The sequence below is a fragment of the Sulfuricaulis sp. genome (assembly GCF_049587675.1).
Lineage (GTDB): Bacteria > Pseudomonadota > Gammaproteobacteria > Acidiferrobacterales > Sulfurifustaceae > Sulfuricaulis.
Genome location: NZ_JBAVEJ010000057.1, coordinates 18,528 through 43,979, shown reverse-complemented (window position 1 = coordinate 43,979; position 25,452 = coordinate 18,528). Strand labels below are relative to the sequence as shown.

24 protein-coding genes, 2 tRNA genes and 1 pseudogene are annotated in these 25,452 nt (G+C 56.6%); 13 read left to right on the top strand and 14 right to left on the bottom strand.

What is annotated here, in order from left to right; genetic code table 11:
* Window positions 1-18 precede the first annotated feature (18 nt).
* The 6 genes from WB402_RS03035 to ispB form a co-directional block, all read right to left on the bottom strand.
* Window positions 19-465, bottom strand: coding sequence for a pilin (locus WB402_RS03035; protein WP_424205439.1), 447 nt, complete (start codon window positions 463-465; stop codon window positions 19-21).
* Between the two features lie 386 nt (window positions 466-851).
* Window positions 852-2,222: a sigma-54-dependent transcriptional regulator gene (locus WB402_RS03030; protein WP_424205438.1), complete on the bottom strand. Its 1,371-nt coding sequence runs from the start codon at window positions 2,220-2,222 to the stop codon at window positions 852-854.
* Entirely contained in the window at window positions 2,219-3,886 is a 1,668-nt protein-coding gene (locus tag WB402_RS03025) for a sensor histidine kinase (protein WP_424205437.1), read from the bottom strand. The genes WB402_RS03030 and WB402_RS03025 overlap by 4 nt, the downstream gene beginning before the upstream one ends.
* Before the next feature lie 203 nt (window positions 3,887-4,089).
* Complete coding sequence (locus WB402_RS03020) at window positions 4,090-4,320, bottom strand: PP0621 family protein (RefSeq protein ID WP_424205436.1); 231 nt, start codon at window positions 4,318-4,320, stop codon at window positions 4,090-4,092.
* 66 nt (window positions 4,321-4,386) lie between these two features.
* Window positions 4,387-4,463, bottom strand: a tRNA-Pro gene (locus WB402_RS03015).
* A 14-nt stretch (window positions 4,464-4,477) separates the two neighbouring features.
* Entirely contained in the window at window positions 4,478-5,446 is a 969-nt protein-coding gene (gene ispB / locus WB402_RS03010) for an octaprenyl diphosphate synthase (RefSeq protein WP_424205435.1), read from the bottom strand.
* Between the two features lie 157 nt (window positions 5,447-5,603).
* Here ispB and rplU point away from each other — a divergent pair, with 157 nt between their 5' ends.
* The 4 genes from rplU to proB all read left to right on the top strand — a co-directional run bounded on the left by rplU (window position 5,604) and on the right by proB (window position 8,437).
* Window positions 5,604-5,912: a 50S ribosomal protein L21 gene (gene rplU / locus WB402_RS03005; protein WP_424205434.1), complete on the top strand. Its 309-nt coding sequence runs from the start codon at window positions 5,604-5,606 to the stop codon at window positions 5,910-5,912.
* A gap of 14 nt (window positions 5,913-5,926) precedes the next feature.
* Window positions 5,927-6,184, top strand: coding sequence for a 50S ribosomal protein L27 (gene rpmA / locus WB402_RS03000; protein ID WP_424205433.1), 258 nt, complete (start codon window positions 5,927-5,929; stop codon window positions 6,182-6,184).
* 80 nt (window positions 6,185-6,264) lie between these two features.
* Window positions 6,265-7,320 (top strand): Obg family GTPase CgtA, encoded by a 1,056-nt coding sequence (gene cgtA / locus WB402_RS02995; protein ID WP_424205432.1) that lies wholly within the window; start codon window positions 6,265-6,267, stop codon window positions 7,318-7,320.
* Entirely contained in the window at window positions 7,298-8,437 is a 1,140-nt protein-coding gene (gene proB / locus WB402_RS02990) for a glutamate 5-kinase (RefSeq protein WP_424205431.1), read from the top strand. Before cgtA ends, proB begins: the two co-directional genes overlap by 23 nt.
* A 62-nt stretch (window positions 8,438-8,499) precedes the next feature.
* On the opposite strand, the gene rpsT is transcribed toward proB, so the two are convergent.
* Window positions 8,500-8,763 (bottom strand): 30S ribosomal protein S20, encoded by a 264-nt coding sequence (gene rpsT / locus WB402_RS02985; RefSeq protein ID WP_424205430.1) that lies wholly within the window; start codon window positions 8,761-8,763, stop codon window positions 8,500-8,502.
* Window positions 8,764-8,937: 174 nt separating this feature from the next.
* On the opposite strand from rpsT, the gene murJ reads away from it, so the two are divergent.
* From murJ to ispH, 7 genes are all read left to right on the top strand, one after another.
* Window positions 8,938-10,512 (top strand): murein biosynthesis integral membrane protein MurJ, encoded by a 1,575-nt coding sequence (murJ, locus tag WB402_RS02980; RefSeq protein ID WP_424205429.1) that lies wholly within the window; start codon window positions 8,938-8,940, stop codon window positions 10,510-10,512.
* Window positions 10,505-10,921, top strand: coding sequence for a DUF2203 family protein (locus tag WB402_RS02975; protein ID WP_372521532.1), 417 nt, complete (start codon window positions 10,505-10,507; stop codon window positions 10,919-10,921). The genes murJ and WB402_RS02975 overlap by 8 nt, the downstream gene beginning before the upstream one ends.
* Before the next feature lie 93 nt (window positions 10,922-11,014).
* Window positions 11,015-11,998 carry a bifunctional riboflavin kinase/FAD synthetase gene (gene ribF, locus WB402_RS02970; RefSeq protein WP_424205428.1) on the top strand — a complete coding sequence of 328 codons (984 nt, stop codon included), beginning with the start codon at window positions 11,015-11,017 and terminating at the stop codon, window positions 11,996-11,998.
* Between the two features lie 61 nt (window positions 11,999-12,059).
* Complete coding sequence (gene ileS, locus WB402_RS02965; RefSeq protein ID WP_424205427.1) at window positions 12,060-14,876, top strand: isoleucine--tRNA ligase; 2,817 nt, start codon at window positions 12,060-12,062, stop codon at window positions 14,874-14,876.
* A complete protein-coding gene (gene lspA, locus WB402_RS02960; protein ID WP_424205426.1) occupies window positions 14,876-15,346 on the top strand; it encodes a signal peptidase II in 471 nt (156 codons plus the stop codon). Before ileS ends, lspA begins: the two co-directional genes overlap by 1 nt.
* 141 nt (window positions 15,347-15,487) lie before the next feature.
* Window positions 15,488-15,739, top strand: coding sequence for a hypothetical protein (locus WB402_RS02955; protein ID WP_424205425.1), 252 nt, complete (start codon window positions 15,488-15,490; stop codon window positions 15,737-15,739).
* A gap of 108 nt (window positions 15,740-15,847) precedes the next feature.
* A complete protein-coding gene (gene ispH, locus WB402_RS02950; RefSeq protein ID WP_424205424.1) occupies window positions 15,848-16,771 on the top strand; it encodes a 4-hydroxy-3-methylbut-2-enyl diphosphate reductase in 924 nt (307 codons plus the stop codon).
* Between the two features lie 43 nt (window positions 16,772-16,814).
* Here ispH and WB402_RS02945 read toward each other — a convergent pair whose 3' ends face one another.
* The 7 genes and pseudogenes from WB402_RS02945 to WB402_RS02915 form a co-directional block, all read right to left on the bottom strand.
* Window positions 16,815-17,243: a type IV pilin protein gene (locus WB402_RS02945; protein ID WP_424205461.1), complete on the bottom strand. Its 429-nt coding sequence runs from the start codon at window positions 17,241-17,243 to the stop codon at window positions 16,815-16,817.
* A gap of 29 nt (window positions 17,244-17,272) precedes the next feature.
* A pseudogene (locus WB402_RS02940) lies at window positions 17,273-17,378 on the bottom strand (type IV pilin protein); the annotation flags it as partial.
* A gap of 84 nt (window positions 17,379-17,462) precedes the next feature.
* Window positions 17,463-21,278 carry a pilus assembly protein gene (locus WB402_RS02935; RefSeq protein ID WP_424205423.1) on the bottom strand — a complete coding sequence of 1,272 codons (3,816 nt, stop codon included), beginning with the start codon at window positions 21,276-21,278 and terminating at the stop codon, window positions 17,463-17,465.
* A 13-nt stretch (window positions 21,279-21,291) separates the two neighbouring features.
* On the bottom strand, window positions 21,292-21,762 hold the full coding sequence (locus WB402_RS02930) for a pilus assembly PilX family protein (protein ID WP_424205422.1): 471 nt from the start codon (window positions 21,760-21,762) through the stop codon (window positions 21,292-21,294).
* Window positions 21,759-22,838, bottom strand: a complete 1,080-nt coding sequence (locus tag WB402_RS02925) for a PilW family protein (RefSeq protein ID WP_424205421.1) — start codon at window positions 22,836-22,838, stop codon at window positions 21,759-21,761. Before WB402_RS02925 ends, WB402_RS02930 begins: the two co-directional genes overlap by 4 nt.
* Window positions 22,835-23,344 carry a type IV pilus modification protein PilV gene (pilV, locus tag WB402_RS02920; protein WP_424205420.1) on the bottom strand — a complete coding sequence of 170 codons (510 nt, stop codon included), beginning with the start codon at window positions 23,342-23,344 and terminating at the stop codon, window positions 22,835-22,837. Before pilV ends, WB402_RS02925 begins: the two co-directional genes overlap by 4 nt.
* The gene (locus tag WB402_RS02915) at window positions 23,338-24,009 is read right to left on the bottom strand and encodes a GspH/FimT family pseudopilin (protein WP_424205419.1); all 672 of its coding nucleotides are present in this window, start codon (window positions 24,007-24,009) and stop codon (window positions 23,338-23,340) included. Before WB402_RS02915 ends, pilV begins: the two co-directional genes overlap by 7 nt.
* Window positions 24,010-24,356: 347 nt before the next feature.
* On the opposite strand from WB402_RS02915, the gene WB402_RS02910 reads away from it, so the two are divergent.
* Together WB402_RS02910 and WB402_RS02905 are read left to right on the top strand one after the other, a co-directional pair.
* Window positions 24,357-24,761 (top strand): Fur family transcriptional regulator, encoded by a 405-nt coding sequence (locus WB402_RS02910; RefSeq protein ID WP_424205418.1) that lies wholly within the window; start codon window positions 24,357-24,359, stop codon window positions 24,759-24,761.
* 82 nt (window positions 24,762-24,843) lie between these two features.
* Window positions 24,844-24,919, top strand: a tRNA-Thr gene (locus tag WB402_RS02905).
* Window positions 24,920-25,452: the final 533 nt, after the last annotated feature.

Here is a 25,452-nt window from a genome sequence, read left to right as displayed (position 1 = left end):
AAAACCTATTGATTATGATTAGGTCTTCGGCCGGTACTTGGTTGGTGTCGTACTGGAGTTTGAGACAACCCACATCAGGTTTCCACCGTGATCGCTCGGTGTATACTGCAACATCGTACCTGCCGCGGTACCCATACCCAGATTGCCACCGCTTCTCAAGCCCACCTGCACGACGCCGGCGCCTAATACGGACACGTATGACACGTACTTGGCGTTATAGCTAGTGCCCTGCGTTAGGCCGTAGCTTGCGTTGCCGGTTGTCGGGAGCGAAGCGAGCGGAACACCTTCCGCATGCAAGACGTCAACGGCGGTTCGCGCAGCGCCCGCCAAGCTTGCGGCTTCCGACACGCGCGACCGGATCGTATAGTCCTGATACGCTGGCACCGCGATGGCAGCCAGAATGCCGATGATCGCTACCACGATCATCAATTCGATAAGTGTAAAACCCTGTTGCAGCTTTTTCATAAAACCTCCAATTGGATATTGCTGTTACGAGGGTGCCTCGGAAATAACCGGCCCTGTTTCTCCTTAAACGGGGACCGTTTGCTAGCAAGGGGTCCTGACTTCCAGTCAGGCCGATGCTTTCCGCGACATCCTCACTTACCTACTTAGCAGAGCCCCTCCCGAAGTCAATTCAGCAGGGGCGCGGCCAGATTTACATACGTCTGGGCATTAATGGTGCATGTTCTATGCCAATCCCCACCCGTCGGTTACCGGTGGGGCGGCTAACGTGACCCATTGAAATATAATATATTTTTTTAAAATTACCACCTTTAATTATAGTTTTCCAGAGCCAATTTTTATAGCGGTGCTGCCATTTTTGGGCAAAGCTGCCCAAGCCTGTCATTAAATTATTCAATTCCCAGCTTCTCCAGCTTGTAACGCAGGGCGCGAAAGCTGATGCCCAAGAGCTTGGCGGCCGCTGTTTTGTTCTGGTGGGTCTGGGTCAGTGCCTTCTCAATGGTAGCCCTTTCCACGCGTTCGAGATAATCGTCCAGCGATTCCTTGCCGCCCATGACCGTGTCTTCGTTGTCCATGTCGGGGGCATCGGCCTGTAGCTGCAAATCCTGCGCCGATATCTCTGTGCCATTACACAGGGTCAGCGCCCGTTCCAGAATGTTTTCAAGTTCGCGCACGTTGCCCGCGAACGAATATCGCTGCAACGCTTCACTGGCATCCGCGGTCAGGCTTGGCGGCTTCATGGCCAGATTGTCGGCAAGTTTGCGGCACAGCGCTTCCGCGAGCAGGGGAATGTCCTCAGTGCGTTCGCGCAACGGCGGAATATGCAGTTCTATCACGTTCAGCCGGTAATACAGGTCCTGGCGAAATTTCCCCTGCGCCACCAGATCCTGCAAGCCTTTGTGGGTGGCGGAAAGAATGCGCACATCCACCTTGATCTCGCTCTGCGATCCGACCGGACGGATGGATTTTTCCTGGATCGCACGCAGCAGCTTGACCTGCATGGAAAGCGGCAGATCGCCCACTTCGTCGAGAAACAGCGTGCCGCCGTCGGCGGCCTTGAACAAGCCATCCTTGTCCGTGACCGCGCCGGTAAAGCTGCCTTTCCGGTGACCGAAAAATTCGCTTTCCATGAGGCTCTCGGGAATGGCACCGCAGTTGACCGGCACGAAAGGTTTTTCCGCACGTGGGCCGAGTTCGTGGATCAGCCGAGCGGCCAGTTCCTTGCCGGTGCCGGACTCGCCGGCGATATAAACCGGTGCCTGGCCGCGGGCGAGGCGCTCGATCATGACCCGCACTTTCTCGATGACTGCCGATTCGCCCAGCATCTTTCTGGCTCCATTGCTGGAGGATTCGGTGTTGCTGACAGTCGCTTTTACGGCCGGCGTCTGGCCCACACGCAGGGCGGCACGCACGATGTTACGCAGATCGTTGAGATCGAGAGGTTTGGAGACGAAATCAAAGGCACCGGCCTTGAGTGCTGCGACCGCCGTTTCCATGTTACCAAACGCGGTGATGACCGCCACCGGCAGGTAGGGATATTTTTCCTGAATATGACGCACGAGTTCGATGCCGTTACCGTCCGGGAGGCGCATATCGGTCAAGCACAGGTTGAACTCGAATTCCGTCAACAGGTGACGCGCTTCCTCCAGGTTGGGGGCGGAACGGGTCTCGAGATTCATGCGCCCCAGAGTAAGTTCGAGCACTTCACGAATGTCCGGTTCGTCGTCGACAATCAAAATCTGGCTTTTCGACTTGTTCATAGCGTCCCTAGTTCAGCGCAGTCTTCCGCGCGCACAAAAGTTACCCGAAAACGGCTGCCCACCCCGCCCTCACCTGGATAGTAGTTTAGCGATGCACCATTGCCTTCACACAATTCCCGCGCGATGTACAGCCCGAGCCCGGTTCCCTTGGGAGTGGTAGTGAAGAAGGGATCGAAAATATTGTCCGCAATGTCCGGATTGACCCCCGCCCCCCAATCGATCACGTCCACGAGCGGCCTATCTTCGCCGTCCCGGCCGCCTTGGAATTTGATCAGCGGTGTGCCGGTGAAGGGCGGACTGTGGCGCAACGCGTTCTGACACAGATTGGAGATGACTTGGTAAAGCTGATCCGGGTCCACGCATACTTTAATATCATGGATGTCATCAGCGACAAATGCATCACGCGGGACGGACACGGTTTCGGAGTATTGGCGCAGGAAGTCCTCCAGCCAAGAATCAAGTTCGAGCTGGACGGGATTGATACGGTCGCGCCGGCTGAGCTGCGTGACGTTCTGCACGATCACATTCATGCGTTTGCTTTGTTCTTCAATGATTTTGACTAGCCGCTTTTCCTCGGCGTTATCGGTATCCATTGTCTCCCCGAGTAACTGGGCGGCGTTAGTGAGCGCACCCAGGGGGTTGCGGATTTCGTGGGCGATGCTCGCGGTAAGCCGCGCAAGTGCTGCCATTTTCAATTGTTGCGCTTGCTGTTTCAGAATCGCCATGTCTTCGAGGAAGATCAGCTTGACTGCATTTTTGTCGCCCAGGGAAACAAAGCGCGGCAGCAGGGTATAACCGACAGGCGAGGTAAATACCTTGCGACCGCGGTTTACGGCATTGTTTCCCAGCCACTGAAACAACTGGATGGCCAGATCTGGAGAAATCTCGTTAAGCGAGGATTTTTTATCGGCCTCGTTATGGATGCCGAGGTATTTCAACGCTGACTGGTTGATCAGGCGTATGCTCCCTTGCGGGTCGCAGATAACAACACCGGATTGCATGCGCTGAATGACAAGTTCGTTGAGTTGAGTAAGGTTGGCGACATCCACGCCGCGGCGCTGGGCGAGTTCCTCGGTGGCGCGCAAGCGCGTTGCAAGCAGGTAACCGAAAAATGCCGTGGCATAAAGGCCGATCCCGAACAACCCAACCTGCGGGAAACCCTGCATCATTTCGTTTTCGGCCCCGCTGGCGCCCGTTAACCAACTCCAGGAATGTTCCAGCAGCACGGCGATGGTGGCGAGCGACGCGTAGAAAATGGTTAGACGCTTGCCGAGCATCAGGCTGGTGCCGGCAATAGCCACCACCAGCATCAACCCCAGGCCACTGGCCAGGCCACCGCTCGCGTGCATGACGATGGTCAGCAGCGTGATATCGGAAAACGAAAGCAGTGTGGCTTGGCTCTCGTAGTCCGGTTTGCGCCAATGGATGGCAAAAACCGCCGTCAGGCTGATAATGGCGTACACCACGCTCGAACTGAGGAACAGACCCGGGTGCACCTCGCCAAAAGGCGAGTATTTCCCAATGAAAACGGCTATCGCCGACGCGGCGATAGCAATTGCCAGGCGGTAGAAATTGAAGTATTTAAGAAGCTTCCAGTTTTGGGCTTCAACCGTCGCCTGGCCCTCTGCTTTACTCAGTCCAGGCGTGGGGAGCGCGCTTTCCATAGCTGTCATACCTTATTGAAATAGCACAGATTTGGAAGGGCGGCAAAATTTGTCAGTATATTATTTTTCCCCGCATGGCTGGTTTTTGTGCAGGGGAAAGGGAAGACACGATCCTTAATCCTTAATATAGTCGCAGGGAGGGCCGACTCTAAGGCAAGAGCGGGGGTGATTTTGCCTACAGCAAGATCCGAGACGCGCTAATTCTAGCGATTCTTCGAGACTTTTAGATGCTCTTCACAACAATAGTACTTGCCGTCTTTCTGGATGGCTTCCGATTCCGGCAGGTGCACACCGCAGTGGGCGCAGGCAATCATGCTGGCTATGGAAGGCTTTCGAGAGGGATGCTTTTCGTGGGTAGACAGAGCCCGCTTGATGATTTTCAGGACTAGCCACAGTCCGAACAAGATAATGATGAGGCGTAACAGCTGACCCATAAAGTAAGGTATCGTACAGGCAGGGATTAATCTAAATTAACTTCATGTCGTCGTGATACGGCAGATTGGTCGGGGTGAGAGGATTTGAACCTCCGGCCCCTTGCTCCCGAAGCAAGTGCGCTACCAGGCTGCGCTACACCCCGTTGATACCTGAAAACTATCTATTGCGATGGGCGGAAAAATGGGCCAGATCGAGAAGCGCTTGCTTGTAAGGCGAATCCGGTATGGCAGCCAAGGCGGCGGAGGCTCGGGAAGCCTCATCTTCAGCCCGGCGCGCAGTGTACGTGATGGAACCCGTTGATTCAATGGCGTCCATAACCTCATCCATCTGGGCCAAACCGCCTTCTTCAATAGCAGCTCGGATCAACTCGCGCTGGCGGTTGTTGCCCTGGCGCAGGGAGTAGATGAGCGGCAGGGTCGGTTTGCCTTCGGCCAGGTCGTCGCCGATGTTTTTGCCCAATTCATGGTTATCGCGCCCATAGTCCAGCGCATCGTCGATCAGCTGAAACGCCGTGCCAAGATGCATGCCATAAGCCGCCATGGCCTTTTCGATTTCATTGCTTTGATTGCTGATGATGGCGGAAAGCTGGGAACCGGCCTGGAAAAGCTTGGCGGTCTTGTTTTGAATGACCTCGATGTAGCGCTCCTCGGTGGTTTCGGGGTCGTGGCAGTTGAGCAACTGCATGACCTCGCCCTTGGCGATGGTGTTGGTGGTGTGGGCGAGGATTTCCATTACACGCATGCTGCCCACTTCGACCATCATCTCAAAAGCGCGTGAATACAGAAAATCGCCAACCAGCACGCTTGCCTCGTTGCCCCAGATGCTGTTGGCAGTGGTATGGCCGCGGCGCATCTCCGAGGCGTCGACGACGTCGTCGTGCAACAGGGTGGCGGTGTGGATGAATTCAATGATGGCCGCTAGCTGGATGTGGGCCGATCCCTCGTAACCCAGAGCGCGGCTGCCCAGCAGCACCAGTACCGGCCGCAGGCGTTTTCCGCCACTATGCACGATATAGGAGCCCATCTGGTTGATCAGGATGACGTCAGACTGCAGCCGCGCTTCGATTTCGCGGTTTACGGCCTGCAGATCGTCGCGGGCCAGTGCCTTGATGGCTTCATAATCCATGGAAATAAGGGGTGGTCGTGGTCCGGGCGCATGCTAGGGGGACGAAATACGCGCGTCAAGCCGTTTGACCTGTTGCCCGCCAATCGTTAGAATTGCCGGCCTTTTAGCGGGTTTATCCGCCTATTCCGGCCCCACGGGGCATTCAGGAGTCGAATTTATGTACGCGGTGATTGAAAGCGGCGGCAAGCAGTACCGGGTGTCCCCGGGCGATGTCATTCAGGTAGAGAAGCTGGATACTCCCGAAGGTCAGACTGTCGACTTCAGCCAGGTCCTCATGGTGAGTGACGATCAGGGCGTGCGCGTCGGTAATCCGGTACTGTCAGGCGCGACGGTAACGGCCACAGTGAAAAGCCACGGGCGCAACGACAAGATCAAGGTATTCAAAATGCGCCGGCGCAAGCATTATCGCAAGACCCAGGGCCACCGCCAGTACTACACCGAAATCGAGATCACCGGTATCAAGTAGCAGGGAGATTTTCCATGGCACATAAAAAAGCAGGCGGCAGTTCACGCAACGGCAGAGATTCCCACGCACAGCGGCTGGGTGTGAAGCGCTATGCCGGCGAGCAGGTGCTGGCGGGCAATATTCTCATCCGTCAACGCGGCACTGAATATCATCCTGGCGTGAATGTCGGCATCGGCAAAGACGATACCTTGTTCGCCAAGGTCAATGGCCAGGTGAAATTCGAAATCAAGGGACCGAGCAGCCGCAGGACCGTCAGCATCATTCCGGGCTGATCCCGCTACGCAGGCGTCGCAAAACCCCGCCCTGGCAACACGGCGGGGTTTTTTATTTTTATAACCGGTAATCTTGTGACATGAAATTCGTTGATGAAGCCACCATACGTGTCGAGGCCGGCAACGGCGGCAACGGTGCGCTATCCTTCCGGCGCGAGAAATTCATTCCCCGCGGCGGGCCGGACGGCGGTGACGGCGGTGACGGCGGCAGCGTTTATCTCGTTGGACGGGAAGGACTCAATACGCTCGTGGATTTCCGTCACACACGTGTCTTCCGCGGCGAGAGCGGTGCCAAGGGTGGCGGGAGCAACTGCACCGGAAAATCCGGGAAGGATCTTTCTATACCGGTTCCTCTCGGCACGCGGGTGACGGATGCGGAAGCGGAAGAGCTCATCGGGGAAATCACCCGCGATGGCGAATCGTTGCTCGTGGCCCACGGCGGCAAGGGCGGATTGGGCAATACCCATTTCAAGTCGAGCACCAATCGCAGTCCGCGGCGCATGACACCGGGCAAGCCCGGCGAGCGCCGTGAACTCGCCCTTGAGCTACAGGTGCTCGCGGATGTCGGTCTGCTCGGCTTGCCAAATGCCGGCAAGTCGACTTTTCTGCGCGCCGTGTCGGATGCGCGTCCCAAGGTGGCGGATTATCCGTTTACCACGCTGCATCCGCATCTGGGCGTGGTGCGCATTGAAGAGAGCCGCAGTTTCGTGGTGGCCGACATTCCCGGCCTTATCGAGGGCGCGGCCGAGGGTGCGGGTCTGGGTCATCAGTTTCTGCGGCACTTGTCGCGCACGAATATACTATTGCATCTGGTGGACATGGCGCCGCTTGAGCCGGATGCCGATCCCGCTTCCGGTGTGAAGGCGATCGAATCGGAACTGAAAAAATTCAGTCCGGCGTTGGCCAAGCGGGAGCGCTGGCTGGCGCTGAATAAAATGGACCTTTTGCCCGAGGAGGAGCGAGAGAGACAGACCAAGCGTCTGCTGAATAAGCTGAAATGGAAGGGTCCAGTGTATAAAATCTCCGCGATCAACCGCGAGGGTTGCCGTGAACTGGTCATGGACCTGATGCGGCGGCTGGAGCAATTGAGAAAGAAAACGGAAAAAACCACTCATGTCCGGAAACGCCAGCCATAGCCCACGTGCGTCGCTGAAGAGCGCGCGCCGTGTCGTGGTCAAGATCGGTAGCGCGCTGCTGACACGTGACGGTCAGGGACTGAACAACGACGGCATCCAGAATTGGGTCGGACAACTGGCGCAATTCCGCGCCCGCGGCGTGGAGATGGTGCTGGTGACTTCCGGTGCCGTGGCTGCCGGCATGCAGCGGCTCGGCCGCCGTCAGCGTCCGCATGCGCTGCACGAACTGCAGGCCATGGCAGCCGTAGGCCAGATGAATCTGGTGCAGGTTTATGAATCCGCGTTTCAGCGTCATGGGCTGCACACGGCCCAGGTGCTTCTCACCCACGACGACCTCGCGAACCGCAAGCGCTACCTCAACAGCCGCAGCACCTTGCGCACCTTGCTCAGCCTGGGTGTCGTCCCCGTCGTCAATGAAAACGATACCGTGGCCACGGAAGAAATCCGTTTCGGCGACAACGACACTTTGGCCGCGCTCGTGACCAACCTCGTCGAGGCCGATCTGCTGCTCATTCTCACCGACCAAAGAGGTCTCTATGATCTAGATCCACGCCAGCATCCGGACGCCAAGCTGGTGGAAGAAGGCATTGCCGGCGACAAGCAGCTGTTGACCATGGCCGGCGGTTCGGGCGCGCTCGGGCGCGGCGGCATGCGCACCAAGTTGCTGGCCGCGGAAAAGGCCGCGCACTCCGGCGCGTCAACGGTGATCGCTTCGGGACGCGAGGAGAACGTGATTGTGCGCGTACTGTCCGGTGAAGTCGTCGGCACGCATCTTAAAGCGCAGCAGGGACGGGTGGCGGCGCGCAAGCAGTGGCTGGCCGGTCATGCGCATGCTGCGGGCAGTCTCAAGCTCGATGCCGGGGCGGTCAGGGTCATCCGCGAGAGCGGGAAAAGCCTGCTGCCCGTCGGCGTGAAGGCCATTGAAGGTACATTTACGCGCGGTGAAGTTATTTCCTGCCTTGATCCGGAAGGCCATGAGATCGCGCGCGGGCTGGTGAATTACAGTTCCGAAGAAGCGGCGCGCATCATTGGGCACGCCAGTGACAAGATCGAATCTATCCTTGGCTATGTGGATGAGCCGGAGCTGATTCACCGGGACAATCTGATCGTGCTGTAGTGCAGCGCACAAACAAAAAAGCCGGCTTACGCCGGCTTTTTTGTTTGTGCGAGACGGATGATTTACACCAGCGAGCGTAAACCCTGGTTGAGGCCACTCTTGTAGCGGGCCGCTGTATTCTTGTGGATTAGCCCCTTGCCGGCCATACGATCGATGACGGAAGTAGCTTCACGGAACGCCAGCTGTGCCGCCGGCTTGTCTTTGGCCGCGATCGCGCTGCGGACTTTCTTGATGCGGCTGCGCAGCTCGGTGCGCTGGCCGACGTTGCGGGCGCGGTGGTTTTCCGCCTGACGCGCGCGTTTCTTTGCCTGTGCTGTATTGGCCAAAACGGTTCTCCTGGGAATGCCCTGAAAAGCGCGCAACTATGCTGATTTCGGGCGGATTTGTCAATCCCGCCGGTCCTGTCGGGTGCTTTCCCGTGGAACCCCACAGGCTTCGGCGGCCGTCGAACATCCTGCTATCATCCCGGCCTTTATGGCATCGCTCCCTGAAAATCATCCGTGAGCCGCAAGCTGCTCAAATCCACGGCGGTGACCGGTGGCATGACCCTGCTGTCACGGATCAGCGGGCTCATCCGCGACATGCTGTTCGCGAGCCTGATCGGCGCGGGCACCGGGGTGGCCGCCGACGCTTTCTACGTCGCCTTCCGCATCCCCAATTTCCTGCGTCGTATCTTCGGCGAAGGTGCGTTTTCCCAGAGCTTCGTGCCGGTGTTCGCCGAATACAAGGCCAAGTACACGGCGGCGGAAACGCGCGCATTCGTGGATCACATGACCGGCATACTGGGCGCGATTCTTTTTGGCGTTACGCTGATGGGTGTCTTCGCCGCGCCCATCCTGGTCATGGTCCTCGCGCCGGGCTTTCTCGATGAGCCGCACAAATATGGCCTGACAGTGCAGATGCTGCGCATCACTTTTCCCTATCTTTTCTTCGTCTCGCTGGTGGCGATGGCGGCGGGCATTCTCAACACCTATGGCCGTTTCGGCGCGGCCGCCTTCACGCCGGTACTGCTCAACCTGAGCATGATCGGCGCCGCCGTCTGGCTCGCCCCGCACATGGACGAGCCGGTGCTGGCGCTGGCCTGGGGTGTGTTCATCGCCGGCGTGACGCAGTTGCTGTTCCAGATTCCGTTCCTGCGCGGCATTAAAATGTTGCCGCGCCCGCGGCTGCATGTGCGCGAACGCCATCATGGCGTCATGCGCGTCTTCAGGCTCATGCTGCCGGCGATCTTCGGTGTCTCCGTCGCGCAGATCAACATGCTGGTCAACACGTTGCTGGCCTCGTTCCTGGTGACCGGCAGTGTCTCGTGGCTCTATTATTCCGACCGCCTGATGGAGTTTCCGCTCGGCGTGTTCGGCATCGCGCTCGCGACCGTCATTCTGCCCAGCCTCGCGCGCCGGCACGCACGTAACTCGCACGATGAATTTTCCCATCTGCTCGACTGGGGCTTGCGTTGGGTTTTCCTGATCGCGGTTCCGGCCTCCGTGGCGCTGGTAATTCTTTCGGCGCCGCTGCTGACCACGTTTTTTCACTTCGGCGCGTTTGGCGCCAATGACGTACGGATGAGCGCTAACGCGCTGATGGCATTCTCGTTTGGCCTGCTCGGTTTCATATTGATCAAGGTGCTCGCGCCGGGCTTCTATGCGCGCCAGGATACCAAAACGCCGATGCGTGTCGGTGTGATCGCGCTGGTGGTTAATATCTTGTTGAGCTTGGCGCTGGTTATGCCGCTCAAACACGTGGGACTGGCGCTGGCGATATCGCTCTCGGCATTCGTCAATGCCGGGATGCTGTTCTTCATGTTGCGACGGCACAACGTGTATCGGCCGCTGCCCGGCTGGAGATTGTTTCTGGCGCGGATTGTTCTCGCCAGCGTCGTCATGGGCGCGGTTCTCTACTGGGGCACGGGCGATATGGATTCCTGGCTGACTACGCCCGCCCTGCAGCGTGCCTATCGATTGTCAATATGGGTCACCGTCGGCGTGGCGGTGTATTTATTGACCGTTATGGCTTTCGGTGTACGATTGGCACAGTTACTGCTTAAGAAGGGGCAGGGGACGCCAACCGATGACTAGCGCAGCTCAGATTTACCAGATTTCGGCCTGTAACAATCCGCGCGCGTTCACGCTGACGGAGGCTGAGGAGCTGTTTCCGCTGGTATGGAAAATCACCGAAGAGGCCTACCGTGAACTCGAGCCGGTGCGCCGCGCGCTCGAGGCGATGTTGCCGAGCAATCCTCAGACCCGGAAGGTGGAAAAGGACTACGAGACAATCGTGCGGCGCTGGATGGGCAAGATGGAACGGCTTGGACTCGTGGTCAAAGGGCTGTGGTTGGCGGATTTCGACACCGGCGATGGCTATCTCTGCTGGAAATTTCCCGAATTGCGCATCGGTCATTATCACAGTTATCAAGAGGGCTTCGGCGCGCGCCGTCCGCTGCACGATATCATCGAAGAACTCGATCCGGATTGGGCGCATCTGTAGGAATCCCCGGTTTTCCCTCATCCCGCGGCTTGTTCTCGCGTGTCCGAGACGGTAACCTTCACCGTTTCTCTACGTTGAATCCTGAACGGCCCCATGGAGTTCATACGCGGGTGGCATAACCTGAAGCCGCAGCATCGCGGGTGTGTCGCCACGATCGGCAATTTTGACGGTGTGCATCTCGGTCACCAGGCGGTAATCGGTCAATTGGCGGAAAAAGCCGAAAAGCTCGGTCTGCCCACCCAGGTCATCCTGTTCGAGCCGCAACCGCAGGAATTCTTCCAACCGGACGCCGCCGTTCCGCGGTTGACGCGCCTGCGCGAAAAACTCCAGGCGCTGCGGCGCTATTCCGTGGATCGGGTCTTGTGTCTGCAATTCGACGCCGGATTCGCGGCCATGGAACCCGAGGAATTCATCCAGCGCCTGCTGGTGGACGGACTGGGCGTGCGCTATCTTGTCGTCGGCGACGATTTCCATTTTGGCCGGAAGCGACGCGGGAATTTTGACATGCTCGCCGCGGCGGGGCGGCAGCACGGCTTTCAGGTCGTGAACATGCACACCGTGGCAATCGACGGGGAACGCGTCTCGAGCACGCGCATCCGCGCGGCGCTGGTGTCCGGCGATCTGGTGCAGGCCGAGAAGCTTCTGGGCCGGCCGTACCGCATGTGCGGGCGCGTGGCGCATGGCGACAAACTCGGCCGCACTCTGGGTTTTCCGACCGCCAACATTTATCTGCACCGCAAGGTGACGCCGATCAAGGGCATCTTCGCCGTGGAGGTGTTCGGCCTCAAGACCGAGCCACTTGCCGGCGCGGCCAATATCGGCACTCGCCCGACCGTCGGCGGCACCCGCACGCTGCTCGAGGTGAACCTGCTGGACTTCAGCGAAGACATCTACGGCGCCTATGTGCAGGTGAATTTCCTGCACAAGCTTCGCGATGAGAAGCGGTTCGAGTCGTTGGAAGAGTTGCGTCGCTGGATAGAAAAGGATGTCGCGGACGTGCGTGCCTTTTTCAAAAACTATCACCCAAACTACTCAGCGCAGAGACGCAGAAACGCAGAGAGCGCAAGGAAAGTTTAAAAGATTCTCGAGTTGCTCAGGTTTTCTTTGCGCCTCGACCTTTAGTTTTAAATGAAATCTAATGACGAACGACTATAAAAATACACTGAATCTGCCGCAGACGGATTTCCCGATGAAGGCCAATCTCGCCGTACGCGAGCCGGAATCCCTCAAGCGCTGGCAGGAAATGGATCTCAACAAGAAACTGCGCGAGCAGGGCCGCGGCCGTCCGAAGTATATCCTGCACGACGGCCCGCCCTACGCCAACGGCGACATTCACATCGGGCATGCGGTCAACAAAATCCTCAAGGATATTATCGTTAAGTCCAGGGTTCTGAGCGGTTTCGATGCGCCTTACGTGCCGGGTTGGGACTGTCACGGCCTGCCCATCGAGCATGCCGTCGAGAAAAAGATCGGCAAGGCGGGAGTTCAGGTGGAACCCTCCAAATTCCGTCAGGCCTGCCGCGAATACGCGCGCGCCCAAGTCGACCGGCAGCGCGAAGATTTCATTCGTCTCGGCGTGATCGGTGATTGGGAGCATCCGTATCTGACGATGGATTTTGCGTTCGAGGCCGGCATCATCCGCGCGCTCGGACGCATCATCGCCACTGGCCATGTGGTGCGAGGCCACAAGCCTGTGCACTGGTGCAGCGATTGCGGTTCGGCGTTGGCCGAGGCGGAAGTGGAGTACATGGACAAAACCTCGCCGGCCATCGACGTGCGGTTTGCCGTGGTGGATCCGGAATCGTTCCTCGCCCGCGTCGAGCACGCCCCGGGGCGTGCGGGCGAAGGTCCGGTGAGCGTGGTGATCTGGACCACGACGCCGTGGACCTTGCCGGCCAACCAGGCTGTCGCGCTGCATCCCGATCTAGAATATGTGTTGCTGCAATGCACCGGACCCCAAGGGCATGAACGTCTGCTCATCGCCGAACCCCTCGTCAAGGCAACGATGGGGCGTTACGGAATCGAGGATTACCGCGTCGTGGCAAATTGTCGCGGCCGGGATCTGGAAGGCGTGAAGCTCAGGCATCCGTTTTACGCGCGCGAGGTGCCGGTGATTCTCGGCGAGCATGTGACAACCGATACCGGTACTGGCGCGGTGCACACGGCGCCGGGACACGGTCTTGAGGACTACGTGGTCGGCGAGCGCTATGGACTCGCGGTGGACAATCCCGTGGGCGAAGATGGAAAATTTCTTCCCGGTACGGAGCTTTTTGCCGGCGAACATGTGTTCAAAGCCAACGATCATGTCATCGAAGTCCTCAAATCGCGTGGCGCGCTGCTGCATGTGGTCGCGCTGAACCACAGCTATCCACATTGCTGGCGCCACAAGACGCCGATCATTTTCCGCGCCACCTCGCAGTGGTTCATCAGCATGGAGCGACTGCGCGAGCCGGCATTACGTGCCATCGTCGGCACCCAATGGATCCCCGACTGGGGCGCGGCGCGCATCCAGGGTATGGTCGAAAACCGCCCTGACTGGTGTATCTCACGGCAGCGCTCGTGGGGTGTTCCCATTCCGCTGTTTGTACACCGGCAGACCGGCGAGGCACACCCGGACACCGACCTCCTGATCGAGAAAGTGGCCACTCTTGTCGAAAACCATGGCATCAATGCCTGGTTTGACCTTAAGAAGGAGGAACTCCTGGGCGCGGATGCTGCCAACTACGAGAAAGTGGGCGATACCCTGGATGTCTGGTTCGATTCCGGGGTAACCCATGCCTGCGTGCTGGAACGCCGGCCGGAGTTGGCGTTTCCCGCCGATCTTTACCTCGAAGGCTCGGATCAGCACCGCGGCTGGTTTCAGTCGTCGTTGCTCACCTCGGTGGCGATGCACGGAACGGCGCCATACAAGTGTGTGCTGACGCACGGCTTCACCGTGGACGCCAAGGGCCGGAAGATGTCCAAGTCCCTGGGCAATGTGATCGTGCCGCAGAAGGTAATCAAGGTCATGGGCGCGGATATTCTGCGCCTGTGGGTGGCGGCGACTGATTACCGCGCGGAGATGAGCATTTCCGACGAGATTCTCACACGCATGGCCGATTCCTACCGGCGTATCCGCAATACCACGCGCTACCTCCTGGCAAGCCTTTCCGGCTTTGAGACGGCAGCGCTTATGCCGGCAAAGGACATGCTGGCCCTGGATCAGTGGGCGTTGCAGCGGGCGCACGATCTGCAAAAGGAAGTATTGCAGGCTTACGAGGAATTTCAGTTTCATCTCATCTATCAGAAGTTGCATCAGTTCTGCGTGGTGGACATGGGCGGTTTCTATCTCGATGTTCTCAAGGACCGGATGTACACCATGCCCGCCAACAGCCGTGGACGCCGCTCGGCACAGACGGCGATGTTTCATATTCTGGAGGCGCTGGTGCGCTGGCTGGCGCCGGTGCTGACCTTCACCGCTGAGGAAATCTGGCGCCACATGCCGGGGAAACGGAGTGAATCGGTGTTTCTGGAAAAGTGGCACGCACTGCCGGAACTCCCCGAGCGTGCACTGGACATGCCATTCTGGAATGAAGTGATTGCCGTGCGTCAGGCCGTTGCCAAAGAGCTGGAAAAATTGCGAGTGACCGGCGACATCGGTTCCGGTCTCGACGCGGAAGTGGACCTCTATGGCGATGACTTCTGGCAGGAACGGTTGCGTCGGCTGGGCGACGAGTTGCGGTTTGTATTTATAACATCCTATGCGCGGGTACATGGCTTGAATGAGAAAATATCTGGTGCCGTGGAGACGGAGGTCAAGGGGCTGCGCGTGCGTGTCGCGCCTTCAAGCTATCCCAAGTGCATCCGCTGCTGGCATCACCGCGAGGACGTGGGTGCAAACCAGGAGCATCCGCAGATTTGCGGCCGCTGCGTGCAAAATGTCACCGGTTCTGGCGAAACGCGGAGTTATGCCTGATGTGGCGGTTTATGTGGATTGCCGTGGTTGTTCTTTTGTTTGATCAGCTGACAAAACTCGCTGCCACGGATTATCTGGCGCTGCATGGCGAGATAAAGTTGGCTCCTTTCCTGAGTTTTGTGTTGGTCCATAACACCGGCGCGGCATTCGGTTTTCTGAGTGGCGCGGGTGGCTGGCAGAATGTTTTTTTCATTGTCGTTGCCTTGAGTGCGTGTGTTTTCATTCTTTGGATGAGTTGGCGCCTGGAAAGTAGGGATATGTTTCTTGTCATTGGCCTGATGCTGGTGCTGGGCGGTGCACTCGGCAACCTCACCGATCGCTTGTTCCATGGTTATGTGATTGATTTTATTGACGTCTACTACCACGTTTGGCATTGGCCGGCGTTCAATGTTGCGGATTCGGCGATTACGATCGGAGCAGTGATATTGGCACTGGATGCCTTGCAACCGGGGTCGCGCAAGACTCGTTGAGCGGCAAGTTTTCGACGCCGGGCGGTTTTCGCTGGCGAACAATCATTCCGGGACTAGACTGAAAATAACCTACCGGCGTGGCGCCGGGGTCGTATCATCTGATTCGAATTGCAACTTCCCAAGATCAAGGAGTTCATGGCAATGCGTACTGTTATCAAAGTTTGTGTTTCTCTTGCAGCCACCGGTTTTCTGTTCCTTTCCGCTTATGCCGGGGCGGCGGAGGGCTCTGCCAAGACTAATGACAAAAAGATGTATGAGTCGGTGAAGGCATGCCAGCAGAAGGAGTGCAAGAGCAAGAGAAAGGACATGAGCGCAGAAGCCTATGAGGATTGCATGTCCAAGTGCTGGAAAGATAATCAAAAGGACCAGATGGATCCTTCAAAAATTAAATAAACCTTCTGGTTTTGGATGTAATACAAACGCCCGGAATTCCCGGGCGTTTTTTTGTTCCAAGATTGCGGGACCGGTGATCGCAGTTCCAAAACAAGGTATCATTACAGTGTGCAAGTCTATCTAGCCAATCCCCGTGGTTTTTGTGCCGGTGTTGACCGTGCTATTGAGATCGTCGAACGCGCGCTCGAAATGTTCGGCGCGCCGATCTACGTGCGCCACGAGGTGGTGCATAACCGGTTTGTGGTGGACGATCTGCGCGCAAAGGGTGCTGTGTTTGTCGATGAGCTGGATCAGGTGCCTGCGGGGGCCACAGTGATATTCAGCGCACACGGTGTCTCACGCGCAGTGCGCGAGGAAGCCACCCGGCGGGGTCTGCAAATCTTCGATGCCACTTGTCCGCTGGTGACCAAGGTTCACATGGAGGTGGCGCGCCACCGGAACAACGGCACGGAATGTGTCCTGATCGGTCACGCCGGTCACCCCGAGGTGGAGGGCACGATAGGGCAGGCCGACAGCGGAATGTATCTTGTCGAAACAGTTGAAGATGTTGCCAAACTGCGGGTAAATGACGATACCAACCTGTCGTATGCCACCCAGACCACCCTCTCCATGGACGATACCGCAAAGATCGTCAATGCCCTGCGCGCGCGATTCCCGAATATAAAGGGACCGAAGAAAGATGATATTTGTTATGCCACGCAGAATCGTCAAGACGCGGTCAAGGCTTTGGCGAAATCTGTCGATGTAATGCTGGTGGTCGGCTCCCGCAACAGCTCCAATTCCAACCGTCTGCGCGAAGTGGCGGAAGGACAGGGTATACGTGGCTACATGATCGACGGGCCTGAAGATATCCGCCGTGAGTGGCTGGAAAGTGCTCACAGGGTGGGATTGACGGCTGGCGCTTCGGCACCGGAAGAACTGGTGCAGCAGGTGGTTATGCGATTACGCGAATGGGGTGCGGAAATCGTCGAGGAACAGCAGGGAAAAATCGAGACAATATCTTTTCCCGTCCCCAAGACGTTACGCGCGTAAAGATACCGTCTGAACCCCATCGGGGCTAAGCGGCTAGACAGTATTATTTATCGGTCCATTTAGAGCCAAACATGCCGGTGGTGCCGCTGGGTGAATTGCTGTTTGCCTTGTCCCAGCTCTTGTTCCCCTTCGAATCAATCCGGAGCCTTCCGTTGCCCACCTGCAGGCCGGTCCCGGTCAGGGTCCCATCGGTGTTGGCTTTTGTGGACGGCGTTGCTTGCAGGATAAAGCACCTGTCGATGGGACAGATGCCGGTGCTGGAGGTGGGTGCCACCATCGAAATCACGTAATGCTGTCCTGGCGAAAAAATGGTCGCGGAAGCATTGTCGTTCATGGCCAGGATTCCATCGTTGTAATTATTTGCCAAGGTTCCGCAAGCGCGGGTGTTCTTGACCCCGTGCGGTATCTGTGCGTAATGGCCGCAGTCTGAATAGAATCTCTCCTGCAGTGCGGCCGCCTGCGTAAGAGCGATCTGTGCATCCGAGCGGCGCGACTGGACTGTGTATTTGGTGTAGCTAGGGTAGGCGATAGCCGCGAGCACGCCGATAATCACTACCACAATCATCAGCTCGATCAGGGTAAAACCAGAAAATCTAATTTGTTTCATACCGATGTGCTCCGCGCAGATTTGTCTTTGAAAAAGCCCCCTCCTCCGCACGGAAGAGGGGGCTGTTGCTGCGACTAATGTTAGCTATTCGTCGTACCAGTATGTCTTGTATCGCGGCAGACCGCCGCCGACATCGATGCCCGCCGCGCCACCGCTGGTGCCCACCAGACCGGTAACGCCGCCGTCGCGGATAACGATGACGACTTCGGACGGGATACCGCCGCCGATAGTGTTGAACCTGTCGACCGAGCCATCATTATTCTGGTCGTAAACACCCTCGCCGGTCAGGTAGTTGAGCGCGTAGGCACGGGCATCGCCTTCGTTGGCGTTGCAGGCAGACGCCAGGGTGGATTGGTTCGCCGGCACGAACGTGGTGGCATAAAGCACCCCGCCGAACACCAGCGTCTTGGCCAAGACTTTTTCCCCAGCCCATGTGGAACTCAGGCCGTTCAACAGCGTGACCGCGCTGGGTTCGACAAGGTTGATGTACCAGCCCTTGCTGACTTTAATGTCATCGATTGCGGCCTGTTTTATCGTTGGATCACTCGAAGCCAGTAAATTAGCTGTCGCGTCGTACATCTCGAATTCCGAGAGCGGGGTCGTGGGTATTGTCGCCGGGATACCCGTCACGTAGTTGTAATCCCGGAAGGCATAGATCCGGTTATGGACCGGGTAATCCGCGGTGGGATTCGAGGTCAGCAAGTCCAGCGGGTCCTCGCGATCGCCCGAGCCGATGGTCACAAGATCATAGTTCTCGCTGCTCGAATAAATCGCGTCCTTGACCGGTGCCACGTCCGGCGGATAGAAGAGCTTGCGCAGGCCCTGCTTGGTGGTGCTGACCGGGCAGTCGCCGGTGGCGTCGTGGACCCGCCGTGTCGAGCTGGTGCTGTCGCAACCGATGTCGGCAAATACATATCCGTTGGATCCGCCGCCAGTGCCGTCACCGATCTGGTCTCCGAGATCAATGCGCCAGAGTTGCCCGCCGGTGTCGCCGACATACAGACGGTCAACCGACTTATCGCCGTCCGTGTCCACGGCAGTCACTTCCGACGGTATGCTGTAGTTCATCTTGGCCAACGGTAGCGAAGAGCTGGCATCAGTGCTGGCCCACCATATCCGCTGCCCGGTAAACGGATCGACGATGTAAATGGCGTTGCCCATCGTGTCCGGGCCCGACGGGATCCCGCTGTCCTGGTTGGTGTCATAACCGCCACCGATGATCAATACCATTCTCGACCTGCTGTCATTCGTACTTGGATTGCCATCGTCGCAAACGGAGCTCGGATTGCATTGTGCACGGATGCGCGCGATCTTGGGGCGTGACCAGGTCTGGCCCAGTTTCGCAAAGTCGCCGGTACCGCCTTTAATGACCCACATCAGCTTGGGTGTGACTGTCTGAGTTTGTGTCGTCAGTTTCGCAGGCGGCGTGACATCGAAGGCATAAATGTTGCGGCCACCACGGCGCATGCCGATGTACATGTATACCTTGTCGGTCGCAGGATCGATGATGCCGTCATTGTTGACGTCATTCACCAGGAAGGCCGGCGAATCATCCAGTCCGTAAATGTGATCGCCGTTGTCGTTCTGCGACAGGGCGTATTGCTTGTTCAGCATCTCGTCCGGGATGAAGGCCCATTCTTCCTCGCCAGTGCTGTTATTGATGATGCGCACCATGCCATCGTTGGTGCCGATGAACAGCTTGATGACGGGGGTGGAACTGGCGGTGCATGGACCGCTGCCAACGCACCCATAGGTGAACGCCACTGGGCGGCTGTGCAAGGGGTCGGCAAAGTTCCATGGCCGGGTTTCCGTGGTGTTGCTGTTGGTATCCTCGTCATAGGCATCTTGGCCACGCATCCAGTTGACCAACTGAGCAACCTCGGCGCTGCTTGCCGTTGACGGCAGCCCCAGGATCGTGGGGTCGGATACCGCTGCATCGTAGACAGTATTGCCCGAGGTGGCCACGACGGAAACGGGTGTTGCTGGCGCCGTGGAAGACAGTCCACTATAGGAACCGCGGTAGGTATAGAGAGTGCGCGGTACCTTGGCGTCGTCCGTAATTTTTGCGCCCGCGCCGCCCAATTTGACGTTCGATCCGTCATCGACCGCGCTCCAATAACTTCTTGCGGTGTCTTTGATTTTATTGGGCACCTTGCCGGTGGTCGGGTCAATTGTCGTGTTAATGGCAGCAACATTATTCACGTCAATGATCTCTCCGAACGTGCACGCGGGGGTTTCCGTGCCATTGCACAGCTTGAACTTCTTGAGATTGCCGTCCCACGCCTGGGTAGAAGAGGGATTGAACAAGGCGAAATAAATGTCGTCGCGATTGTACAGCCGGTTGAATGCATTGACCGACAAGCTGGGCGCGGAAAACGACGTGGTGGTCTCGAGGATTTTGTTGAGTACTGTTTGAAGCGCGATCGTCAGCTCGTTTCCGTCTACGGCCGTCAAAGACAATCCACCGCCTTTCGATGCTGCATCTTGCAGTAGTTGCAGACCGGAAGCTGAAATGCCGTCGCCGAGCGGGACGGTGTAGGTGGTGACAGTCTGCGGATCCGGCAGGCCGGTGTAGATATCATGGGTGTGCATATACCCGGCCATGTCATCCAGGCAGCTTGTGCCGTCGCAGCTCGATCCCGTCAGAGTGGCGATATTGCTGTTGGCCGCCGTGTCGCTGGTCGGATCGCCGTCCGTGACATAGATGATGAATGCCTTCTGACAGCCGTACGTGAACGGAGAGATATAGGTGCCGTCGTTGTAGGCAGAGTTTCCCGCAGCAATGGCGTCGTAGTAACCGCCGTTGTTGCAGGCACTGTTCGATACATTCTGCGCGCAGGAATCCTGGTGGGGTGTCTCCGTCGTGGGATTGCCGTAAGTGGCAGTCTGCCCACTGAAATAACGGTAGGCCTCCCACAAGGTTTCGGCCAGCGGGGTGTTGGTTTCCGCATCGATGCTGTTGACAATATTCTTCATGGCGGTGCGGCGCGCGCTGTCCATGTTGGCGATCCGCATCAGCACCCGCCCGCCGTTCGGGGTTGAATTATTATCATTAAAGACCATCAGACCGAAACGCACGGTCGTGTACGTATCAATCAGGCTTCTCACCGCCGCCTTGGACACATCCATGCGCGTTAGATTCTTATAGAGATAGGTATTATTCCGATAGTTCATGTAGTTCGCGTTGTAGAGCGTCGGTGAGCTGACGGATTTACCACCACTGGTGGGATTGAAGCCTGTCCAGCTGAAGGCCTGGCTTGACGTGGAGGTGTAGGCGACGGTATTAGAGCAGCCTCCTGATGAACCCGAGCATCTCGGAAACGTATTATCCCCCGCGGCTTGACCGTTTGTGGTGCCATCCTGCTGGCAGTCCACGTATGTAATAGTACTATTGTCCTTGCCGTTCAGTGTTTTCCAGCCGTTGCCGCTGCCGCTTCTCCAACCCGCAATTTTCGTTCCGGCATACTTGCCGGCGGTACTCAGGGCCGCGGAGGGATTACGAGAGGCCAGGCAATTATTTTTGGACGAATCAAACCACTGCGTGGTGTTAGAAGGCGGTGGGTTGTTGTTGAACGACCAGTAGATGCGCGTGCTGCTGGCGCAGGGGCTGGGTTTGCCGGCATTGGGAGTGGTGATATCAGGATAAAGGGTATCGAGATCGGCGGTGCAATAATCAACGGTAGGATCATATTCCGGAGGACCGCTGAGAACATCGGTCATACTGCCCGAGTTGTCGAGAATGATCATCACGTTCGGCTTATCGTCCGTGGTGGTGGACGGGGCCAGCAGATAGATATCCGTGTCCTTGGCGTTGACCGGCGCGAGGCCCGGAACAACGATCAGGGCGATAACGGATAAAACATATATCAGCCGATTAGAGAGTTTTTGGAGAATATTCATATTGCTCACCTGCTCAATTAGATTTGGGTACTATTTGGGCCACTCCCTGGTGGATGACAGCTTTGGCGCCAACGCCGGTGGTTCCGGTGCTGGCTTGATCGAAATTGGCCGCCTCAACGGTGTTACCGTATCCGGAGCCGCGTCTCGGCGGTGAATTCTGGACGAATAGCGTGCTAACCGAGGCGCTGGCATTCATGGTGGTGTAGGGGAAAACAAGCGGCGGAGTGCTGGGAGTACTGTTCAGGTCGAGGCTGCCAGGGGTGCTCAGGGCCTGATTCAAGCCGGATTCCGCCACCTCGAATGCGCGCGTACCCTCTTGTGTGTTGCCGGACATTTTTTCCTCCAGCGAGGCAGTGCTCATGGCCGTGATGCCGAGGATGGTAAGGATCATCAGAATCACCAGGCTCATGATAAGCGCGGTGCCGCGTTGGCGATGACAGGCGGCCGAAGAAGGTTTTGGTAAATGACAAGGCCGGCGTTTCATAATGCGTTTCTCAACTGTACGACGTATTGGAATATGCGGCGTTTGAAATGGTCCCCGGGATTGCTGAGGTCGACGTTACCGTCCCCGTCTATGTCATAGTTACCGGTGTCAATGTCGGTTTCTTTCGCTCTGCCAGTGGCGGAGTCGCTGAGCGTCCTGGCGAGTATGCCGATACGCACGCTCACCACCTTTGTCCAGTCGCTGACAGCGGAAGCGTTTCTGTAGACACTAGGCACCCAATTCGACCGGTTTGCATCCGACGGGCTGGCGGTGTACTCACCGTACTGGATTCTCATATTTTCAATGCCATCTACCAGCTCGACAGCTGTGCCATTGTTATCCTGTCGGAACAGCGCCGGGTTACCGCTGGCACCAGTCCCGATGAAATACCGGCGGGTCCAGAATTTCATGACCCTTGTTCCGCCCGGACCCGTGGAAGGGCTGTAGACCTTGCTCAACGTCTGGGTGGAGTTGCTCGGATTTCCAGAACCCGGCGCATGCAAGATCTGCAGGCCGCTGAAACCCGTCACATTCATGATGTCGGTGCTTGCGCAATCCGATACCATGATAATGTCGCCACTGCTGATATCACTGACGGAGTTGACAGTGAGCCCATCGGTTTTGTTCGACATTTCATTGGTGAGAAAAATCGAGCTGCCGGCATCGGCGACGCGAATCGTAATAGCGTCGGTGCCGGAAACGATACCCGAGGGCAGTGTGGTCGATGCCGATGGGTACCATGTTCCGGTCCCGTGATTCAGGCCTTCCAAGGGGACCTGTGCGTTGTAAGCAAAATCAGTGCTGTTATTCAGCGTGCTGTAGACGGAATCCGGGGCAATATCGCTAATGCAGCCATAATATCCCGCCAGCCGCAGGTCCTTGGTCAGGAACTGCATGGCAAAGCGTGCATTTTCCTGTAGCCGCGCCAGGCTATCCTGCGCTGTATAAGTTTTTTTGCTGCCGACAAACAGCATGGATACGGCGGACAGGATGATCAATCCGATAGTGAGCGCCACCATCAGCTCCACCAGACTGAAGCCCCTATTTTCCGTCATGTGCTGACGAAACGATTTCATAATTGCACCACCCAGGTTTGACTCATCGACAAATCGCGTTCCAACCAGCGAATAGTGATCGTTACACTCTTGGTAGAACTTATATTGATCGTCGGCGGAGTCGTAGTAGCGTTAGGAAGCGTGGCGACGGCTCTGTCATACCATTTTTTGACATCGTAATTCGCCAGTTCGGCACTTGTGCAACTGGATGTATCGCAATTGACGGTATAAGTTACTGCGCTTGATGTTGGTTGGTCATAGCCATTGCCGTCCGAGTCGACAATCGCAGTACTGTTAGCGCGCATGCGGTCGATGATGTCATAGGCTAGAAAAGTAGCCTGGGTGCGGAAGTAGGATCCGGTGTTGTATTGCATGGATGTTGTTTGCAACGCCGCAAGCCCCAGTAGCCCTATGGACAAAACGAGTAGCGCCACCAGGACTTCGACCAGGGAAAAGCCCCGACTCTGGGTGTTGTTTTTAACTCCGCAGGCAGTTTTCATCAGTGTCATGGCGGTAATCTTCAGCATGTTCCGCTGGATATGGATGTCTGGCCGACAACCGTAATGTCGGCAATCCGAGACTGGTGTTGTTTCGAATCGCATAGCGAGAATTTGTATGTATATGCCTGGGAGGAAAAGGCGCCGCTTTTGCTGTAAGTCACTGTGTCGACGGAAGAGTCCGTATTGGTGCTGACATCCGTTCGTATCGCCGCCAGTGTATTGCTCCCCGTCAGGGCTTCATGTGTCTTGACTGTGACTTTCGTGCCCACGGTGCAGGTCGAGTCGGTTGCCGGGCAAACGTAGTAAACGAGCCAGCCGTTCGCCCAGTTCCCGCCAGCGGTGCAACTGGTACCGGTGGTCGAGGCGCAGATCCCCGCATTCGTATTGCGTTTAATGGCTACGCTTCTTGTCGTACTGATGTCAGCCAGCAGATCGTTTACCTGTGTGGCAAGTCGGTTGCTAGCGACAAATTTCTGTATGCTTGGGGCAGCAAGAGTCGCGAGAACACCCGCAATGGTCAGCACAATTATCAATTCAACGAGGGTAAACCCTTTATTGCAGACAGACGGTATATTTTTACCGACTAACGGTTTAATGAGCGGCATGTCTGTAACGACGAACGGCATTAATTGGCAGATAAAAGGACATGCCATTTTTGAGGAGCCGACGGAAATTCGATAACGATAATGCATGGTCCTAATCATTTCAGCTTTAATTCAAGGTGAATATGAGTATTTACGTATTACATATGAATTAAGTTTAATTGCGGTTAGAAACTCTGCAATTGCCGCAATATGTCACCATTATGGATATTTACGATATTCGATGAATAATTCAAAATTCTATGGGGGGACGATTGGTAAGTAATGACCGACAGACGGTATGCTCCTCATTGAGCCGCGATACTCGGATTCCAGAAAAAAATGAAGTCATTTATGACCTTGCTCTCGTATTATGTTGGAGCTTCTCTAAGGCGAACATTAGACTTTATGGAGTGTCTATTTTAAAATCATTCTAAATGGATCCTTTACCGAAAGTTATGTCCGATACAGATGTTGTTGCGCTGCTGCGCAATCATGGTATTCACCCTACAGCTCAGAGGGTATTAATTGCGCGTGTCTTGTTTACTTATTGCACCCATCTTTCCGCCGAGGATGTTTATCGGCTGGTGAATGCGGATAACCGCCGTGTTTCCAAGGCGACGGTGTATAACACGCTCGGGCTGCTGGCGGACAAAGGGGTGGTCAGAGAAGTAATCGCCGACCCGACCCGCATTTTTTATGATCCGAACACGGCACCTCACCACCATTTTTTCGATGTTGCCACCGGCGAGCTGACGGACATCAGCGCCGAGCAGATACATGTCAGCGGATTGCCGCCGCTGCCGAATGGCGCTCAGCTTGAAGGAGTGGATGTCATCGTGCGAATGCGTGCCGCGAAGTAGTTGCTGTATCTGTATATCAACCCAGAGTATTGGTTCGTTAGGAAGAACAGCTTATACTCCCGGCCCGCTGGCAGTGCGAGTAGCCGGTGTAGCTCAGTTGGTAGAGCAACTGATTCGTAATCAGTAGGTCATCGGTTCGACTCCGGTCACCGGCACCATTCAATCAATGAGTTAGAGAAGCCCGCCCTGAGCGGGCTTTTTCATGTAGACGCTGTGTAAACACTTCAGGCGCTCAAACGTACGCACGTTCTTTCCGGAATAGCGCCGTCGCCCCAGCATTCTCCGAGCAATTTGGCGAGTGTGGTGAAGGCATGGATAAGGAGAAGCAGCAGCGATCTCATCGCCTCGATACTACCGATCGATGGCGACGACGCAAGACTGCGTAATAGTTACTGGTTATTATTAAGTAATGATAATTCGCCATGAACACGGAATCGATTCCTTTGTCGAACGTGGCGGATCTCGGTGTAAAGGGTACTAATGATGTGCAAGCGGATCTCGCAGCCGGGGTTGCAAGATGAGCACAGAAAAACTGGTTAAGTTAATACCGCCCTTGGGAACATTGCCCACGGCTCTCAGCCCCGGACAGGTTTCCTCTGCACTTGTCAGCGCCGGCAAGCAGCGATTACTACCTCCCATATCCGTCCGTGCGATTGCATGAATGACTTGAGCGGGGCGGGCGGGGAAATTC

Excerpts from the sequence above, each read along its gene's own strand:
- ispB (WP_424205435.1), bottom strand. The coding sequence starts at position 5,446 with ATGGATTATGAAGCCATCAAGGCACTGGCCCGCGACGATCTGCAGGCC.
- cgtA (WP_424205432.1), top strand. The coding sequence starts at position 6,265 with ATGAAATTCGTTGATGAAGCCACCATACGTGTCGAGGCCGGCAACGGC.
- WB402_RS02935 (WP_424205423.1), bottom strand. The coding sequence starts at position 21,278 with ATGAATATTCTCCAAAAACTCTCTAATCGGCTGATATATGTTTTATCC.
- proB (WP_424205431.1), top strand. The coding sequence starts at position 7,298 with ATGTCCGGAAACGCCAGCCATAGCCCACGTGCGTCGCTGAAGAGCGCG.
- lspA (WP_424205426.1), top strand. The coding sequence starts at position 14,876 with ATGTGGCGGTTTATGTGGATTGCCGTGGTTGTTCTTTTGTTTGATCAG.
- WB402_RS03025 (WP_424205437.1), bottom strand. The coding sequence starts at position 3,886 with ATGGAAAGCGCGCTCCCCACGCCTGGACTGAGTAAAGCAGAGGGCCAG.
- WB402_RS02925 (WP_424205421.1), bottom strand. The coding sequence starts at position 22,838 with ATGAAATCGTTTCGTCAGCACATGACGGAAAATAGGGGCTTCAGTCTG.
- ileS (WP_424205427.1), top strand. The coding sequence starts at position 12,060 with ATGACGAACGACTATAAAAATACACTGAATCTGCCGCAGACGGATTTC.
- WB402_RS02910 (WP_424205418.1), top strand. The coding sequence starts at position 24,357 with ATGTCCGATACAGATGTTGTTGCGCTGCTGCGCAATCATGGTATTCAC.
- WB402_RS03035 (WP_424205439.1), bottom strand. The coding sequence starts at position 465 with ATGAAAAAGCTGCAACAGGGTTTTACACTTATCGAATTGATGATCGTG.
- pilV (WP_424205420.1), bottom strand. The coding sequence starts at position 23,344 with ATGCTGAAGATTACCGCCATGACACTGATGAAAACTGCCTGCGGAGTT.
- rplU (WP_424205434.1), top strand. The coding sequence starts at position 5,604 with ATGTACGCGGTGATTGAAAGCGGCGGCAAGCAGTACCGGGTGTCCCCG.
- WB402_RS02930 (WP_424205422.1), bottom strand. The coding sequence starts at position 21,762 with ATGAAACGCCGGCCTTGTCATTTACCAAAACCTTCTTCGGCCGCCTGT.
- WB402_RS03030 (WP_424205438.1), bottom strand. The coding sequence starts at position 2,222 with ATGAACAAGTCGAAAAGCCAGATTTTGATTGTCGACGACGAACCGGAC.
- WB402_RS02955 (WP_424205425.1), top strand. The coding sequence starts at position 15,488 with ATGCGTACTGTTATCAAAGTTTGTGTTTCTCTTGCAGCCACCGGTTTT.
- WB402_RS02975 (WP_372521532.1), top strand. The coding sequence starts at position 10,505 with ATGACTAGCGCAGCTCAGATTTACCAGATTTCGGCCTGTAACAATCCG.
- WB402_RS02915 (WP_424205419.1), bottom strand. The coding sequence starts at position 24,009 with ATGCATTATCGTTATCGAATTTCCGTCGGCTCCTCAAAAATGGCATGT.
- ribF (WP_424205428.1), top strand. The coding sequence starts at position 11,015 with ATGGAGTTCATACGCGGGTGGCATAACCTGAAGCCGCAGCATCGCGGG.
- rpmA (WP_424205433.1), top strand. The coding sequence starts at position 5,927 with ATGGCACATAAAAAAGCAGGCGGCAGTTCACGCAACGGCAGAGATTCC.
- WB402_RS03020 (WP_424205436.1), bottom strand. The coding sequence starts at position 4,320 with ATGGGTCAGCTGTTACGCCTCATCATTATCTTGTTCGGACTGTGGCTA.